The following is a 16,668-nucleotide window of genomic DNA, read 5'->3' on the forward strand; positions in this document are numbered from 1 at the left end:
ACGGTAAGTTTTTTAAAAACATTAAACCGAAGAAAAATCTTTCATATTTTTTCGACATTTGCGAAGCAAATAAGAAAAATAACGCTAGGTTACAGTAAATAACCAGACAAAACTCGAACAGGGCATTAATGCGATGATTTTTGGAAAACCAAAAATCCCTGCATAAGGAATATCATCAGCTCATAAATTCGCTGAAGAGTTCCGTTAGAACCTAATAAAATTAAATAGCTATAAATATTTCCAGTCAAGAAAGAAAGGGCACAAGGTGGATGCCTTGGCACATGAAGGCGAAAAAGGACGTAAGTGAACGAAAACTAGGGAAAGCTCACAAAAAGCATTGACCCCTAGGTCTCCGAATGGGGCAACCCGGTTGTGGAAGACACAATCATTACTAAGTGAATACATAGCTTAGTAAGGCGACACCCTGCGAACTGAAACATCTAAGTAGCAGGAGGAAAAGAAAGAAACATCGATTTTCTAAGTAGCGGCGAGCGAAAGGAAAAGAGCCTAACTCATTAGCGATTTGGTAATGTTAGTCGAATTATCTGAAAAGATAAACCAAAGAAAGTGAAAGTCTTGTAGGCGAAAGCATTACTAAACGAGAGGGAAAGTATCACCGGGCACGAGTAACCCGGTGTGAAGATAGGGGGCCCATCCCCTAAGGCTAAATACTAACATGTGACCGATAGTGAACAAGTACCGTGAGGGAAAGGTGAAAAGAACCCCGAAAGGGGAGTGAAATAGAACCTGAAACCTAGTGCCTACAAGCAGACAGAGCGTGAACGAACGTGATGTCGTACCTTTTGTAGAATGGGCCAGCGAGTTATTCTAAATTGCGAGGTTAATGATTTAAGATCAGAAGCCGTAGCGAAAGCGAGTCTTAATAGGGCCAAAGTAAGTTAGAATAGACCCGAAACCGGGTGATCTATCCATGGTCAGAGTGAAGTTGAAGTAAAATTCAATGGAGGCTCGAACCGGGTGCGGTTTAAAACGCATCGGATGAACTGTGGATAGGGGCGAAAAACCAAACGAACCCGGAGATAGCTGGTTCTCCTCGAAATAGCTTTAGGGCTAGCCTCTGACCTAAGATTTTAGGAGGTAGAGCACTGAATGGTCTAGGGCGGATTACCGTACCAAAACCTATCAAACTCCGAATGCCAAAAAATCAAGTCAGGGAGTCAGACTTAGGGGGATAAGCTTCTAAGTCGAAAGGGAAACAGCCCAGACCGACAGCTAAGGTCCCAAAATTTGAATTAAGTGGAAAAGGATGTGAATCTACTAAGACAACCAGGACGTTGGCTTAGAAGCAGCCATGCATTTAAAGAATGCGTAATAGCTCACTGGTCAAGTGGGTTTGCGCCGAAAATGAACGGGGCTAAATTCAATACCGAAGCTTCGGATTAATAGAGGGATTAAGTTTACAAATGAGACTAGGAAGTTTCTTAACAAAAGAAGAGGCTGAAGCTAAAGAAAAAGAAATTTCAGAAATAGACATAAAGAAAGATTAAGAAAAAAAATTAAATAAAAATTATCAAAAAACCAATCTAAAGTCAAAGTATTAGCAAAAGAATTTGTTGAAAAAACAATGGCTGGTTTAACATTAAAAGAACTAGGACTCATAGCTAAACTTAATACCTCTATTAGTGGTAGAGGAGCATTGTATTAGAGACGAAGCCAAGGCGCAAGCAAAAGTGGATTTAATACAAGAGAGAATGCTGGCATGAGTAGCGAGAAGGAGTGTGAGAATCACTCCCGTCGAAACCCTAAGGACTCCTGAGCAAGGCTCGTCCCCTCAGGGAAAGTCGGGACCTAAGCCAAGGCCGAAAGGCGTAGGCGATGGATAACAGGTTTATATTCCTGTACCGCTTGAAGTCGTTAAGAGAGACGTGATGACGCAAAAGGATAATCAAAGCCATCCGATGGATGATGGTCTAAAGCCGTAGGAAGAAAAGTAGGCAAATCCGCTTTTCAAAAATTCTGAAAGCCCATAGGTATCGAAAACATAAGTAGAGAAGTTGATGATTCCAGGTTGCCAAGAAAAGTCACTATCCAGACCAAAGCGCCCGTACCAAAACCGACACAGGTAGGGAGGTAGAGAATACCAAGACGCGCGGAAGAACCTTTGTTAAGGAACTCGGCAAAATGTCCCCGTAACTTCGGGAGAAGGGGAGCCTGAGCGATCAGGCCACAGAAACCAGGCCCAAGCGACTGTTTACCAAAAACACAAGTTTCTGCAAAATCGCAAGATGAAGTATAGGAGCTGACACCTGCCCGGTGCTGGAAGGTTAAGGGGAAGGCTTAGAGCAATCGAAGGCTAGAACTTAAGCCCCAGTAAACGGCGGCCGTAACTATAACGGTCCTAAGGTAGCGAAATTCCTTGTCGGGTAAGTTCCGACCCGCACGAAAGGTGTAACGATTTGGGCACTGTCTCAACAAAGGATCCGGTGAAATTGTAGTAGTCGTGAAGATGCGACTTACCCACGCTAGGACGGAAAGACCCCGTGGAGCTTTACTGTAGGCTGATATTGGATTTTGAGATTAAATGTACAGGATAGTTGGGAGACTTGGAAATCTGGATGCCAATCTAGATGGAGTCACTGGTGGGATACCAACCTTTTAATATCAAAGTTCTAACCATAGCCCTTGAATCAGGGCATGGGACATTGTCAGTTGGGCAGTTTGACTGGGGCGGTCGCCTCCTAAAAAGTAACGGAGGCGTTCAAAGGTTCGCTCAGAATGGACGGAAACCATTCGTAGAGTATAAAGGCACAAGCGAGCTTAACTGCGAGAGCTACAACTCAAGCAGAGTCGAAAGACGGACTTAGTGATCCGGTGGTACCGCATGGAAGGGCCATCGCTCAACGGATAAAAGCTACCCCGGGGATAACAGGCTTATCTCCCCCAAGAGTCCACATCGACGGGGAGGTTTGGCACCTCGATGTCGGCTCGTCTCATCCTGGGGCTGGAGTAGGTCCCAAGGGTTGGGCTGTTCGCCCATTAAAGAGGCACGCGAGCTGGGTTCAGAACGTCGTGAGACAGTGCGGGCCCTATCCAGCGTGGGCGTAAGAAATTTGAGAGGAGCTGTCCTTAGTACGAGAGGACCGGGATGGACGCACCAATGGTGTACGAGTTGTTAGGCCACTAGCATGGCTCGGTAGCTAAGTGCGGGAATGATAAGTACTGAAAGCATCTAAGTACGAAGCATGCCTCAAGATAAGATTTCTCAGAGTAGGTAAAGAAAATACCTTAGATAGGTCCAAGGTGTAAGTGCAGTAATGTATTAAGCTAATGGATACTAAACTTTATATCTTGACTGGAAATATTTATAGCTATTATTAAGCCCGTCCGGCTCATAGAGGACCCGTGCGGAGCACTCGCAGCGAAGCGAGAATAAAAAAATTAGGTTAAAAAATGTTCGTCGGCTTGCTGACAAAGTTTCAAGCAACTTTGAAACGCCGATAAGCTTAAAAACAAGTGGAGTAGAGTGCGCTCGAAACTGCGTAACTCGCTTATTTCTTCGGATTCGCCCAAGGGCTCATCTCGAAGATTTGCAAATCACTACGTGATTTGAAACTCTACAAGAGAATATGGTGACAATAGCAGAAGGGATACACCTGTTTCCATACCGAACACAGAAGTTAAGCCTTCTAACGCCGATGGTACTCGGAGGGAGACCTCCCGGGAGACTAGGAAGTTGCCAAACTTATAAAATATCTTCTATTATAATTAATCTTCTATTATAATTAATAGAGGATATTTGTATAAGATTTTTTTAGTTGTAGTGCTTAGGTAGCTCAATGGTGGAGCACCCGGCTGTTAACCGGTAGGTTGTGGGTTCGAGCCCCACCCTGAGCGCCAATATTATTCTTTGATTTATTAGAGTAAACAAGTAGCTCAATTCATTTACTTTTTATAAGTTATATCGCGGGATGGAGCAGCTTGGTGGCTCGTCGGGCTCATAACCCGGAGGTCGTAGGTTCAAATCCTACTCCCGCAACCATGTGGCGAAGTAGCTCAGTTGGCTAGAGCATTCGGTTCATACCCGGAGTGTCAAGAGTTCAAGTCTCTTCTTCGCTACCATTTTTTTATAAGCTCTTAGCTTATTAACCAGCATGGAGCTTTTTGGCTCCATGGTCAAGTGGTTAAGACACCAGCCTCTCACGCTGGTATCCCGGGTTCAAATCCCGGTGGAGTCACCACTATTTTTTCTTATAAGGCCCTATGGTCAGCAGATCATTTCTAGCCAGTCGGCTAAAGCCTCCTGGGAAATGAGTTGCATCAGACCTTCCAACAATTTGCTTAAGCTCATTGGGATAGGTCTAGAAAGCGGTTCATGATCCTAACCCAATTTATGAAATAAATTGTTGGTAGGTCAGATGTCGCGGTGTTTCAAAGTTGTAAACAACTTTGTCAACAAGCGACTAAGACATTTGCAGCTTGCTGCAAGATTAAAAAAAGTATGTTTTTAAATATAATATTAATTGAGGCCCTATGGTCAAGCGGTTAAGACATCGCCCTTTCACGGCGGTATCCCGGGTTCAAATCCCGGTAGGGTCACCATAATGACCTATCACCATTTGCAAAGCAAATGGTATGAAGGTCAGATGTCGCAGTGTTTCAAAGTTTCCTGAAACTTTGTCAACAAGCCGACTTTTAAACTTTATACAAAAAAAGTTTTATCCTTCGTTTTAGAGGGAAACCACCGTGTCACGACGGTATTGTTCTTCGGATTCGCCCAAGGGCTCATCTCGAAGATTTAAAATCTTTCAGATTTTAAACCCCACAGGGGACAGGGTTCAAATCCCAGTAGGGTCACATATGGAAGTATAGCTCAGTTGGGAGAGCATCTGCCTTACAAGCAGGGGGTCACAGGTTCGAGCCCTGTTACTTCCACCAATACATTTTTTATTATTTTAACCTTTTATGGCTTAGTAGTTCAGCTGGTTAGAATGCCGCCCTGTCACGGCGGAGGTCGTGGGTTCGAATCCCATCTAAGTCGCCAAATGCTTGTCCGGCTGATACAGGACTTGGATTTCAGTAGAAATCCAATGTGCTGATGTAGCTCAATTGGTAGAGCAATTGATTTGTAATCAATAGGTTGTAGGTTCAAGTCCTATCATCAGCTCCAATTTTATTGTGAATAAAACTGGATAAAGATATAGCTTGGTTAAAATTTTTTATAAAAAAATGAAATCAATTTCATAATTTATTTTTTGCGGAAGTGGCTCAGTGGTAGAGTATCGCCTTGCCAAGGCGAGGGTCGCGGGTTCGAATCCCGTCTTCCGCTCCAAAAATTTGCGGGTGTAGCTCAGTGGTAGAGCCCCAGCCTTCCAAGCTGGTTGCGAGGGTCCGATTCCCTTCACCCGCTCCATTTTAATATATTTTTATTTTTTAAAAATTTATGGTATAATTGTACTAGATTAAAGTATTGATTAGATAATAGATATTTACTTTTAACTTGCGCCTGTAGCTCAGCTGGATAGAGCAACGGACTTCTAATCCGTGTGTCAGAGGTTCGACTCCTCTCAGGCGCGCCAAATATCTTTTTATTTTATTTTGAACCTGCGCCTGTAGCTCAGCTGGATAGAGCAACGGACTTCTAATCCGTGTGTCAGAGGTTCGACTCCTCTCAGGCGCGCCAAATTTTTTTATATTTTATTTTTAACTTGCGCCTGTAGCTCAGCTGGATAGAGCAACGGACTTCTAATCCGTGTGTCAGAGGTTCGACTCCTCTCAGGCGCGCCAATATTTTATTTATATATTGAGCGGTATTAGCTCAGTTGGATAGAGCGACTGGCTACGGACCAGTAGGCCTGGGGTTCGAATCCTCAATGCCGCGCCATATTTTAAAAGATAGCTTATTTTTAATGTCTATAAGCTATCTTTTTTTTATTGTTACGTTTTATATTACCTTATTATTTATTTTTTGATATTATAAATTTATTTTAGATTTTGTTGTAATTATTTTTATAGAATTTCGTTTATTTTTTTGAGTTTATAGTGAATATTTGTTTTAGATTGATTTTCCTATATATTTTTTTATAATCAAATTTTCTAATTTTCAAATAAAAAACTGACCTCTTTAAATTAGTTTTTAGGTCTAACTTTTTGAGGTCAGTTCATTCTGCTTTATTTCAGTTTTTTTATTTAATTTATTTTATTTCTACGCTTGCATTGTCTTTTGTTAAAAAGTGAATTTCTACTTTTCCTTCTAGGTGATTTTCTAGATTTTCTGCTAGGTAGTTTATTGCCTCTTTTAGGTCTTCTTTTCTTTCTGGATCAATATTTTCCATAAAAAGGATAGCATTTTTTGTATCTTCTGTGATCATGGTTCTTTGACCATCTCTCCAGTTGAAGCATCTACAAATGGCACCTTCATCATCTTTATAGCATAATTCTCCTTCTAGGGTTGGTGAATTTTTATCATCTCCTATAGGTTGAAAATCATCTCCGCCTTGGGTGATTTCGAGCCTTAAATCTCCGACAAATTTGTCTATATCTTCAGCCCCGCATGGTAGTGCATAATTTAATGATGTAGTATTATAGATATCTACTAGAGGATTGATGCTTCCAACGTCTTGATCTTTTGAAACTCTTTTGAGTAGTGCTTCAATTGATGAACGTGCACCTTTTTTTGTTTTGAATAATTTGAAGGCATCTCTCCATACTTTTATTACTGGATTTTCGCTCAATACTGGTTTTGTTAGATAAGTTAGGGCCTTATCGTGAGCTTCATCAAGTTTATCTTTTATTTCTCTATTTGATTTTTCTTCCATTTTTATGTCTTTAAATAGGATGAGCCCTATTTCAGCTTCTGGGAAAAGCTCCCAAAAAGATTCGCTTGCAATAAATTTCATATTTTTCTCCTTTATATTATATTTCCTTCAGAGTCTTGGAAGTTTATTGTTGTCCTAAAATCATTAGGTGATAGGCCAAGAATTCTCCTAAAAGCTCTTTGGAAGGTTCTTGTAGAATTGTACCCGACCTTCATAGCTATATCTATTATTTTTAAGTCTGTTGTTTTTAATAGTTCGCAGGATTTTGAAATTCTTAGTGAATCTAAAAATTCATAGAAATTTTTTTCAAATTGAAAATAGATAAGTCTGTTTACTTCTGATGTTGATATTCCAAATTTCTTTGCAACTTTTCCTATTGTAAGATCTGAATTTGTAAAATTTTTGATTTCGTATTTAATAACCTTGTCTAAAAGTTCAGATTCATTTTGTTTTAAGCTTACTTGCTTAATATTGTAATATTTTTTGAACTCTCCTGGATTAATCCCTTCTGTATTTTCAAAAATTTTTGAAAAATGTGATGAGTCGGTGTATCCCACGCTTTTTGCTATATCATTTAGGCTTTTTTCTGAAAACATCAACAAGTCTATTGCTTTTGAAAATCTTATCCTATTTAGCAATTCAGAAAAAGTAAAACTGGTGTTTTCTTCTAAATACTTTGTCAGAGACGACTTGCTGATAAAAAATGTTGATGCAAGCCTATCTAAAGTAAGTTTTTCGCCCATATGTGAATACATATATCTTAGAATTTGATTGATTTTAGTTTGATGATCATAATTTTCATTTGTAGTTAGTTCACACTTATTATCAAATCTTAAAAACTTGATTAAAATCCTAATAATTGAGGATATAAGATATTCATCTGAATATGGTTTTTCTTGGACTTTTTCTTGGAAGGAGTCGTTGCCAACTTCATTTTTTATTTCTATAAAAGAATTTTTTATATCTTCGTAAGACTTATCATCTAAAATTTTTATTGGATTTTTTGATAATAATTCGATAGAATTTATTTGATCTTTCCTGAAATTGCAAATATTTCTAAGATCGTCATTGATTATTTGAAAATTATATACTATTTTATAAAATTCTAAATCTTCACTTACATCTGTAATTGTAGTAATATCCCATGGTAAAATGGAAATCATAGTATTTTCTTCTATAAAATATTCAATACCATTTATCATAAATTTTCCCTTACCTTTTTTAAATAAGAGAAGCCTAGCTGTGCTATGAATTAAACTGGTAGTAGACTTATCTTGAAATTCTACTTCGAAACTACAAATTTTAGATAAATCTGAAATTGCAGAAATTTTGGTTTGTATATTACTTATAACCATAAATAACCTCTTTATCTTAATTTCTTATTTATCTATATTATATAATATTTTGACTCATTTTACTAATTTTTAGCCATTTACTAATAATTTTTCAAAATATTCCTTATGAAAATCTTTTCATTTGAATATATTTTACAATAAAGAATCAAAAATTTGTCGTGAAAAATAAAATGATAAGAGTATACTATTGATGTAAACGATATGAGTGATGAATAATTTATTATAAAAAGGTATTTAAGCGTAGCCTTTTTTTAATTTAAAGTTCACTCTATTTATATATATTTTAGGAGGAAGTATGACAAAAATACAAGTAACAAGTGAGATTAAGCCACTAAAAAAAGTTTTGGTACACAGACCAGGTGAAGAATTATTAAATTTAACACCATCAACTCTTGAGGAATTATTATTCGATGATATTCCAGATTTAAAATTAGCTCAAGAAGAACATGATAGATTTACAGATATCATGAGAGACAACGGTGTAGAAGTTGTTTATCTTGAAGATTTAATGGCTGAAACACTAGATGCTAATGATGGATTAAGAGAAACTTTCTTAGAACAATATTTAAGTGAAACAGGATGTGAAGATAAAGAAATCCTTGCAAAAGCTAAAGAATATTTAGAAAAAATTGAAGATACAAAAGAATTTGTTGAAAAAACAATGGCTGGTTTAACATTAAAAGAACTAGGACTTTTCACAGAAGAAGATCTTCATGAAATGGTTGTAGGAAAATCATATCTTGCAATTAACCCAATGCCAAACCTATACTTTACAAGAGATCCATTTGCATCAGTAGGAAACGGTGCAGTTATCAATAGAATGTATTCTGTAACAAGAAATAGAGAAACAATCTACTGTGATTATATCTTTAGATTCCACCCAGAATATAAAGAAGTTCCAGATCTTTATGGTAGAAAAAATGAATACCATATAGAAGGTGGAGATACATTCAACGGTAATGAAACAACACTATTAATTGGTATTTCACAAAGAACACAATATGAAGCAATCAAATTATTAGCTGAAAAATTATTCTTTGGTGATGTAGAAAATAAAATCGAAAAAATCTATGCATTAAAGATTGATGAAAACAGAGCTTTCATGCACTTAGATACAGTATTTACACAAATTGATTATGATGCATTCACATACCATCCAGCTATAATCAAAGAAATGGAAGTTAAAATCATAACAAAAGATGCTGAAAAGAATGAATTACACATTGAAACAGCATCAGGAAAATTAGATGAAATCCTAGCAAAAGCATTAGGAATTGAAAAAGTTCGTCTAATCCCATGTGGTGGTGGAGACCCAATAGCTGCTGAAAGAGAACAATGGAATGATGGATCAAACACATTAACACTTGCTCCAGGAAAAGTTTTAGTTTACAAGAGAAATATTGTAACAAATGAAGTACTAAGAAAAGAAGGAATTGAAGTACTAGAATTAGACGCATCCAACCTTACAGTAGGTCGTGGTGGTCCAAGATGTATGTCAATGCCTCTTGAAAGAGAACTATAAGAAAAAAAGTAAGTTAGTAACTAAATAAAAAATTAATAAAGAAAAACATTTAAGGAGAAAAAAACAATGCCAGTAAATTTACAAGGACAAAGTATACTAGGATTAAAATTCCTATCAGAAGATGAAATCAAATACCTAATCGATTTAGGTGAACAATTTAAAAAATTAAAACTAACAAGAACACCTCACAGATATCTAGAAGGAAAAAATATAGTATTATTATTTGAAAAAACTTCAACAAGAACACGTTGTTCATTTGAAGTTGCAGGAATGGACCTTGGAATGGGAGTAACATACCTTGATCCAGGTTCAAGCCAAATGGGACACAAAGAATCAATAGAAGATACAGCAAAAGTACTTGGAAGATTCTATGACGGAATCGAATACAGAGGATTTGATCAAAGCTTAGTTGAAAAATTGGCTAAATACTCTGGAGTTCCAGTATGGAATGGTCTTACAGATGATTTCCACCCAACACAAATGATAGCAGATATGCTAACAATCAAAGAAAACTTTGGATACCTTAAAGGATTAAACTTTGTATTCATGGGTGACTGCAGAAATAACGTAAGTAACTCACTAATGGTTGCATGTGCTAAACTTGGAATTAACTACACAGGTTGTGGTCCAAAAGAATTATGGGCAGATGAAAAATTAGTTGCAGAAGCTAAAGAATTTGCAAAAGTTCACGGATCAAAAGTTGAATTTACAGAAAACGTAGAAGAAGCAGCAAAAGGTGCTCACGCAGTTTACACAGATATTTGGGTATCAATGGGAGAACCAAAAGAAGTTTGGGAAAAGAGAATTGAAATTCTTCACCCATTCCAAGTAAACCAAAAAGTTATGGACCTTGCTGATGATGATGCAATCTTCCTACACTGTCTACCATCATTCCACGATTTAGAAACAACTACAGGAATTGACGTTAACGAAAAATTCGGAGACAAATACGATCTTGACGGAATGGAAGTAAAAGACGAAGTATTCTTAGGTAAACAAAGTAAAGTATTTGATCAAGCAGAAAATAGAATGCATACAATCAAAGCTATAATGTATGCAACATTAAAGTAGAAAAAGAAACGGATAATATATAACAGATGACAAAAAAAAGATTAGTTATCGCTCTCGGGGGTAATGCTTTAGGCAATACCCCTGAAGAGCAATTAGAATTAGTTAAAAAGACAGCTAAAACAATAGTAGATTTATCAGAAAATTATGACGTTGCTGTTGGACACGGAAATGGTCCACAAGTAGGAATGATAAATAATGCTATGGAATTTTCAGCAAATAATGGTGGAAATACACCTGAAATGCCTTTTCCTGAATGTGGAGCAATGAGCCAAGGATACATTGGATATCATTTATCACAATCAATCAGAAATGAACTTAAAAGAAGAGGAAAAGATTCTGAAATTGCATGTGTAGTAACACAAGTTTTAGTTGATAAAGACGATGAAGCTTTCAACAAACCTACAAAACCAATAGGAAGTTTCTTAACAAAAGAAGAGGCTGAAGCTAAAGAAAAAGAAAACGGATATGAATACGTTGAAGATGCTGGTAGAGGATACAGAAGAGTTGTAGCAAGCCCAATACCAAAAGAAATCGTTGAAATAAACGTTGTAGAAAATTTAGTTTCAAACGGAAATATTGTAATAACAGTAGGTGGAGGTGGTGTACCAGTAATAAACACAGAGGAAGGGTTACAAGGTGTGCCAGCTGTAATCGATAAAGATAGATCATCTGCTTTATTAGCAAAAGAATTAAACGCTGATATGTTAGTAATTCTAACAGCAGTAGACAGGGTTATGATTAACTTCAACAAACCAAATCAAGAAGAAATTAAAGAAATGACAATTGATCAAGCTAAACAATACATTGAAGAAGGACACTTTGCACCTGGTTCAATGCTTCCAAAAGTAGAAGCTTGTTTAGAATTTGTTGAAAATTCAGATCAAGGCCAAGCACTAATTACATCTTTAGAAAAAGCAGCTGAAGCATTAGAAGGAAAAACAGGAACTATAATCAAAAAATAGGAGTTTTCTATGGAAAAGAAGAAGAAAAAATCACTTAGTGCGTTTTCTATCTTAATGATAGTTCTAGCTGTTGTATGTCTAATTACATTAGTAGCAAGTGGTCAACCTATTGAAAAAGATATAATTAAATCATTAGATCCAGGAAAATATGGGGACCTTATTAATGCAGTTAAGGCAGGAGAAACAGTTACTGTACAAAGTGCAAGCTTAAGTGACTTTGTTATGGCTATTCCTAATGGATTTATGGATGCCGCTGATCTTATTATATTTATTTTATGTATTGGTGGATTTATTGGTATAGTTATGAGCACTGGCGCTATGGAAGCTGGAATTCGTTCATTGGTAAGAAAAAATAAAGGTAAAGAAGGAAGACTAATTGCAGTATTAATGTTCCTATTCTCAGTAGGTGGATCTACTTACGGAATGGCAGAAGAAACAATTGGTTTTTATCCATTAATCACAGCAGCAATGGTTGCAGCAGGACTTGATACAATGGTAGCAGTTGGTACAGTTCTTCTTGGAGCTGGAGCCGGAGTACTTGGTTCAACAATCAACCCATTTGCAACATCAGCAGCTATGGGAGCTCTAGAATCTGTAGGAATAAAATCAAATGCCACAACAGTAATGGTAATAGGTGTTATCCTTTGGTTATCAACAGATTTAATTGTTATAAAATTTGTATTAAATTATGCTAAGAAATTATTAGAAAATAAAGAAAATTCAGTATTAAGTTTAGATGAAAAACATGCAATGGAAGAACACTTCTCAAAAGATAACGAAGAGGAGTTAGAATTTACTGGAACTCATAAAGCAGTTTTAACTGTATTTGCAATAACATTTGTAATAATGATAGTTTCACTTATCTCATACGTTGATATTAACTTCCACGGAGATGAAGATGCATACTTAAAAGTATTTGGTTGGTCAGATTTCTTAACAGGATCACCTTTAGGATACTGGTACTTTAAAGATTTAGCAGCACTATTTACTTTATCAAGTATAGTTATTGCTATAGTTGCTAAAGTTGGTGAAAAAGAATTTGTAGATGGATTTATAGCTGGAGCTGCTGATTTATTATCGGTAGGTTTAATCATAGCAGTAGCAAGAGGAATTACAGTAGTAATGAGTGCTACCCACTTAGATTTCTATATACTACAAAATTCAGCAAAATTATTAAGAGGAGTATCACCATTCGTATTTGCTCCACTTGCTTACTTGATTTATATGGTATTATCATTCTTAGTACCATCAACATCAGGACTTGCAGCTTTATCAATTCCAATTATGGGATCTCTTGCTCATCAATTAGGATATGATCCTAATATAATGATTATGATATTCTGTGGTGCCTGCGGACTAGTAAACTTTGTAACACCAACATCAGGAGTTGTAATGGGTGGTCTTGCAGCAGCAAAAGTAGAATATTCATCATATTTAAAATGGGTAAAGAAACCATTCTTTATAGTGATGATTGCAAATATAATTATTTTATCAATTGCAATGTCTGTAATGTAATAAAAATTTCAAAACAAACTCAGATTTTTCTGGGTTTGTTTTTTTGTGCAAAATTTTTGAAAATTTTTAATAAATATATAGAAATTTATAATTTAAAATTATAACATATTGTTTACAATTTTTTATATAATAATATAGTAGAGTTTAAAGGAGGAATTATGGCTAGAAGAAATAATGGTTCTGGTGGATTTTCGAATTTTCTTTCAGGACTTATTGGAGCTGTTTTGGGTGGATTTTTAGTTTTTTCACTTTTAGGCAGTTCTTTGAAAAATGAAAATAAAAATGAAATACCGAAAGAATCTAAAAATAAAAGTGTTGTAAATATCAATCCTACTGATGATATAACAATGGAAAGAGCTGTTGTTAAAAAAAGCATAGATTCTGTAGTTGGAATTACAACTAAAACAAAAGCAACTCAAAATACTATTTTTGGTCCACAAACTGGTTATGTTGAAGGAGTTGGCTCAGGATCAATTGTTACAAAAGACGGATATATTTTGACAAATTCACACGTTGTAAGCAACAGTGATGCCAGTGAAATTAATGTTTTATTCTCAGACGATAAAACAAAAAAAGCGAAACTTGTTTGGAATGATACAACCCTTGACCTTGCTGTAATAAAAGTTGAAGCAAACAATTTAAGCCCAATAGATTTGGGAGACAGTGATAAGGTAAATGTTGGAGATAAGGCGGTGGCAATCGGAAATCCATTAGGTCTTGAACTACAATCAACAGTTACAAGTGGAATAATTTCAGGACTTGGTAGGACTGTTTCATTTCAAAATGGAGCAAGAATGGACGGGCTAATGCAAACCGATGCTGCAATAAATTCAGGAAATTCTGGAGGAGCCTTGTTAAATTCAAGGGGAGAATTAGTTGGAATAAATACAGCTAAAGCAGGAAATTCAGATGGAATTGGTTTTGCAATTCCTGTAAATTTAGCAAAAAAAGTAATAAAAGAAATTGCTAAAAACGGTAAATTTAATTCGGTTTATCTTGGAATTACAGGAATAAATTTGGATTTATTATTACAATCCAATAATATTGATCCAAAAACAGTAGGAAGCGAAGATGGGGTTTATGTTCAATCTATTTCTGATGATGCAAAAAATTATTTCAGAAAAGGTGACATAATTACAGAAATCGATGGACAAAGAGTAAAGGATATGTCAAATTTAAAGAAAATTCTTCTAAATTATAATGTAGGCGATACATGCAAAATTGAAATAGTAAGAGCAGGAGATACAAAAGAATTTGATTTTAAATTTACAACTGATTCATCAAATATAGAAGAATTCAAAGAAGCAAACCCAAAAAATGAAAACAAGGAAGATGATGAAGAAAATAGTCAAATACTACCAGATTGGCTAAGACCATAAAAATTATTTTTTTAAATTTGAATAAATTTTAATTTTTAAAAAATTAATCAGCATGAAGTTTTTAAGCTTTGTGCTGATTTTTTAATAGAAAATTTTAAAACGGCTAAAAAATATTATAATGAACCTAAGAAAATAAATTAAAATGATTATAAATAAGAAATAAAATCAGCAAAAGGAAATTAGAAAAGATTAAGATTTAAAAAGCAGTATAATATAACAGAAAAACATGCTGTTAAGTAAAATAGGATTTTTCTATAATAAATCATGGGTAAATTAATTGATGAAAAGATAAATAAATTAGACCTACAAAAAGCTATAAAAAACCTACTCATACATATAAAATGGTTGGAGATGAGAAAGTTATTATGGAAATATTTGGATTTGCAGGCATTTTAAATGCGACTTATCGGAAGTATTGGAGTTTTAAATTGGAAATATTAATGATTGAAGATGACAGCACAATTGCTTTTGCTGTTAAAACTTACTTAAATAAATACAATATTGAAACAATTGTTTGTAATGCTCTTTCTCAAGCATATGATATAAATTTTAATGATTTTGATTTAATTATTCTTGATGCTAACCTTCCAGATGGTTCTGGATTTGATTTTTTAAAGTGGATGAGAGAATTTTCTGACCTTCCTGTAATAATGCTTACTGTAAAAAATGAAGACGAGTATGTAATAAAAGGTCTTTCCCAAGGAGCAGATGATTATATTGCAAAACCTTTTTCTCTTCCTGTTTTAAAGGCGAGAATAGACAATGTGTTTAGCAGAAAAATAAAGAAGGTTGACGAACTGACTTTTGAAAATTTATCTTTAGATCTCATTTCAAAACAAGCGTCAATAGATGGAAAAGATTTAGATTTGAATTTGAAAGAGTTTGCTGTATTGGAAATGCTTTTAGAAAACCAAAATATAAATCTACTAAGAGAGCGAATTTTAGATTATGTTTGGGGTTATGATTTTTATGAAGTTAATGATAATACCCTAACTGTCACCATAAAAAGACTCAGATATAAACTTGGAGATTACGGTAAACATATAAAAACTCTTAGAGGAATAGGATATAGGTGGGACAATGAATAAAAACAAAGACATTTTACTTGTTTTAATTTTAAATTTACTAATGTCTTTGCTTGTAATTTATCTTAATCCAAGATTTGATATTCTAACTCTTATAGGTTTTTTACTTATAAATATAATTCTGTTTATAGCTATTTCAAAAATTGAAAAGAAAAAAGAAAAGAATCTTGAGGATAAGATTAATAATATATTTAACCTTCTCCATTCACTTGATCTAGACTCAGACAATTACGAAATTATAGACGATGAATTTGGAAAACTCAGAGATGAGATTATTAAAATTATTATAGAAAACAAGAGAATAGCTGAAAATGCAGAGAAAAATAAGGAAACTTTAAGAGAATATACTGAAGACATTGCTCATCAAATTAAAACACCATTAACTGGATCTTTATTATTACTGGACTTATTAGAAGACGAAGATGACAACATTTCAGAAGAATATACAGAAAGACTTAGAGATAATTTACTTAGACTCCACAATTTGTCTGATATTTTATTAAAACTTGCAGCCCTTGATTCTGGTACAATAGAAATGGCAAAAGATACTATTTCAGCTCGAGGATTAATTAGAGATACAATACAAAATCTTAAAGATTATTTTATTAATGATAATATTGAAATTCCTCTTTATGGAGAAGATTTTGATCTTATATGCGATAAGAAATGGACCTATGAAGCAGCATTTAATGTGATGAAAAATGGTCTAGAAGCAACAGAAGATAGACATATTGAAATTCATCTAAAAGAAACGAATTTATATAAGAGTATTTTTGTGGAAGATTTCTCAAATGGCTTAGATAAACAAATGTTAGAAAAAGTTTTTAGGCGTTTTTATAAAGCGGATCCAAATTCAAAAGGCTATGGAATCGGACTTCCTATGGCAAAATCTGTAATGGAAAGACAAAATGGAGAACTTTTATATCACAAAGGTAAAAAATCAAATTCCTTTGAACTGAGATTTTATAATTAAATTTTAAGACTGTGTCTAAAAATAAGACAT

The 16,668-nt window shown here is 34.8% G+C and carries 9 protein-coding genes, 14 tRNA genes and 2 rRNA genes; 23 read left to right on the forward strand and 2 right to left on the reverse strand.

Translation table 11 applies throughout. The annotated features are described in order from the left end of the window. Positions 1-242: 242 nt before the first annotated feature. The 16 genes from BN3265_RS02930 (at position 243) to BN3265_RS03005 (ending at position 5,842) form a co-directional block, all read left to right on the forward strand. A 23S ribosomal RNA gene (locus tag BN3265_RS02930) occupies positions 243-3,317 on the forward strand. 269 nt (positions 3,318-3,586) lie between these two features. Beyond that, a 5S ribosomal RNA gene (gene rrf, locus BN3265_RS02935) occupies positions 3,587-3,703 on the forward strand. An 80-nt stretch (positions 3,704-3,783) separates the two neighbouring features. Then, a tRNA-Asn gene (locus BN3265_RS02940) sits at positions 3,784-3,858 on the forward strand. 65 nt (positions 3,859-3,923) lie between these two features. Continuing rightward, positions 3,924-4,000: transfer RNA gene (locus tag BN3265_RS02945), tRNA-Met, on the forward strand. Positions 4,001-4,003: 3 nt separating this feature from the next. After that, positions 4,004-4,080: transfer RNA gene (locus tag BN3265_RS02950), tRNA-Met, on the forward strand. Between the two features lie 44 nt (positions 4,081-4,124). Beyond that, positions 4,125-4,199 (forward strand) — tRNA-Glu (locus BN3265_RS02955). 286 nt (positions 4,200-4,485) lie between these two features. Continuing rightward, positions 4,486-4,560 (forward strand) — tRNA-Glu (locus BN3265_RS02960). Positions 4,561-4,820: 260 nt separating this feature from the next. Continuing rightward, positions 4,821-4,896: transfer RNA gene (locus tag BN3265_RS02965), tRNA-Val, on the forward strand. 29 nt (positions 4,897-4,925) lie between these two features. Further along, positions 4,926-5,002: transfer RNA gene (locus BN3265_RS02970), tRNA-Asp, on the forward strand. A 50-nt stretch (positions 5,003-5,052) separates the two neighbouring features. Continuing rightward, positions 5,053-5,128: transfer RNA gene (locus tag BN3265_RS02975), tRNA-Thr, on the forward strand. 87 nt (positions 5,129-5,215) lie between these two features. Continuing rightward, positions 5,216-5,290: transfer RNA gene (locus BN3265_RS02980), tRNA-Gly, on the forward strand. A 7-nt stretch (positions 5,291-5,297) separates the two neighbouring features. Continuing rightward, positions 5,298-5,371: transfer RNA gene (locus BN3265_RS02985), tRNA-Gly, on the forward strand. An 89-nt stretch (positions 5,372-5,460) separates the two neighbouring features. After that, a tRNA-Arg gene (locus BN3265_RS02990) sits at positions 5,461-5,537 on the forward strand. Positions 5,538-5,564: 27 nt separating this feature from the next. Further along, positions 5,565-5,641 (forward strand) — tRNA-Arg (locus BN3265_RS02995). A gap of 27 nt (positions 5,642-5,668) precedes the next feature. Then, positions 5,669-5,745: transfer RNA gene (locus BN3265_RS03000), tRNA-Arg, on the forward strand. Between the two features lie 20 nt (positions 5,746-5,765). Then, a tRNA-Arg gene (locus BN3265_RS03005) sits at positions 5,766-5,842 on the forward strand. Between the two features lie 310 nt (positions 5,843-6,152). Here the strand turns inward: BN3265_RS03005 and BN3265_RS03010 are convergent. After that, entirely contained in the window at positions 6,153-6,857 is a 705-nt protein-coding gene (locus tag BN3265_RS03010) for a B3/B4 domain-containing protein (protein ID WP_058990085.1), read from the reverse strand. 11 nt (positions 6,858-6,868) lie between these two features. Next, positions 6,869-8,131, reverse strand: a complete 1,263-nt coding sequence (locus BN3265_RS03015) for a helix-turn-helix domain-containing protein (RefSeq protein WP_058990086.1) — start codon at positions 8,129-8,131, stop codon at positions 6,869-6,871. Positions 8,132-8,426: 295 nt separating this feature from the next. Between BN3265_RS03015 and BN3265_RS03020 the strand changes: the two genes are divergently transcribed. The 7 genes from BN3265_RS03020 to BN3265_RS03050 all read left to right on the forward strand — a co-directional run bounded on the left by BN3265_RS03020 (position 8,427) and on the right by BN3265_RS03050 (position 16,638). Continuing rightward, positions 8,427-9,653 (forward strand): arginine deiminase, encoded by a 1,227-nt coding sequence (locus BN3265_RS03020; protein ID WP_058990087.1) that lies wholly within the window; start codon positions 8,427-8,429, stop codon positions 9,651-9,653. Positions 9,654-9,719: 66 nt separating this feature from the next. Next, positions 9,720-10,724 (forward strand): ornithine carbamoyltransferase, encoded by a 1,005-nt coding sequence (gene argF, locus BN3265_RS03025; protein ID WP_058990088.1) that lies wholly within the window; start codon positions 9,720-9,722, stop codon positions 10,722-10,724. Between the two features lie 26 nt (positions 10,725-10,750). Next, the gene (gene arcC, locus BN3265_RS03030; RefSeq protein WP_058990089.1) at positions 10,751-11,686 is read left to right on the forward strand and encodes a carbamate kinase; all 936 of its coding nucleotides are present in this window, start codon (positions 10,751-10,753) and stop codon (positions 11,684-11,686) included. A gap of 9 nt (positions 11,687-11,695) precedes the next feature. Beyond that, on the forward strand, positions 11,696-13,201 hold the full coding sequence (locus tag BN3265_RS03035) for a YfcC family protein (protein WP_058990090.1): 1,506 nt from the start codon (positions 11,696-11,698) through the stop codon (positions 13,199-13,201). Between the two features lie 158 nt (positions 13,202-13,359). Further along, the gene (locus BN3265_RS03040) at positions 13,360-14,580 is read left to right on the forward strand and encodes a S1C family serine protease (RefSeq protein ID WP_058990091.1); all 1,221 of its coding nucleotides are present in this window, start codon (positions 13,360-13,362) and stop codon (positions 14,578-14,580) included. Between the two features lie 428 nt (positions 14,581-15,008). Further along, positions 15,009-15,668, forward strand: a complete 660-nt coding sequence (locus tag BN3265_RS03045) for a response regulator transcription factor (RefSeq protein ID WP_058990092.1) — start codon at positions 15,009-15,011, stop codon at positions 15,666-15,668. Continuing rightward, the gene (locus tag BN3265_RS03050) at positions 15,661-16,638 is read left to right on the forward strand and encodes a sensor histidine kinase (protein ID WP_058990093.1); all 978 of its coding nucleotides are present in this window, start codon (positions 15,661-15,663) and stop codon (positions 16,636-16,638) included. Before BN3265_RS03045 ends, BN3265_RS03050 begins: the two co-directional genes overlap by 8 nt. Positions 16,639-16,668: the final 30 nt, after the last annotated feature.

Source organism: Anaerococcus rubeinfantis, from assembly GCF_001487145.1.
Classification (GTDB): domain Bacteria; phylum Bacillota; class Clostridia; order Tissierellales; family Peptoniphilaceae; genus Anaerococcus; species Anaerococcus rubeinfantis.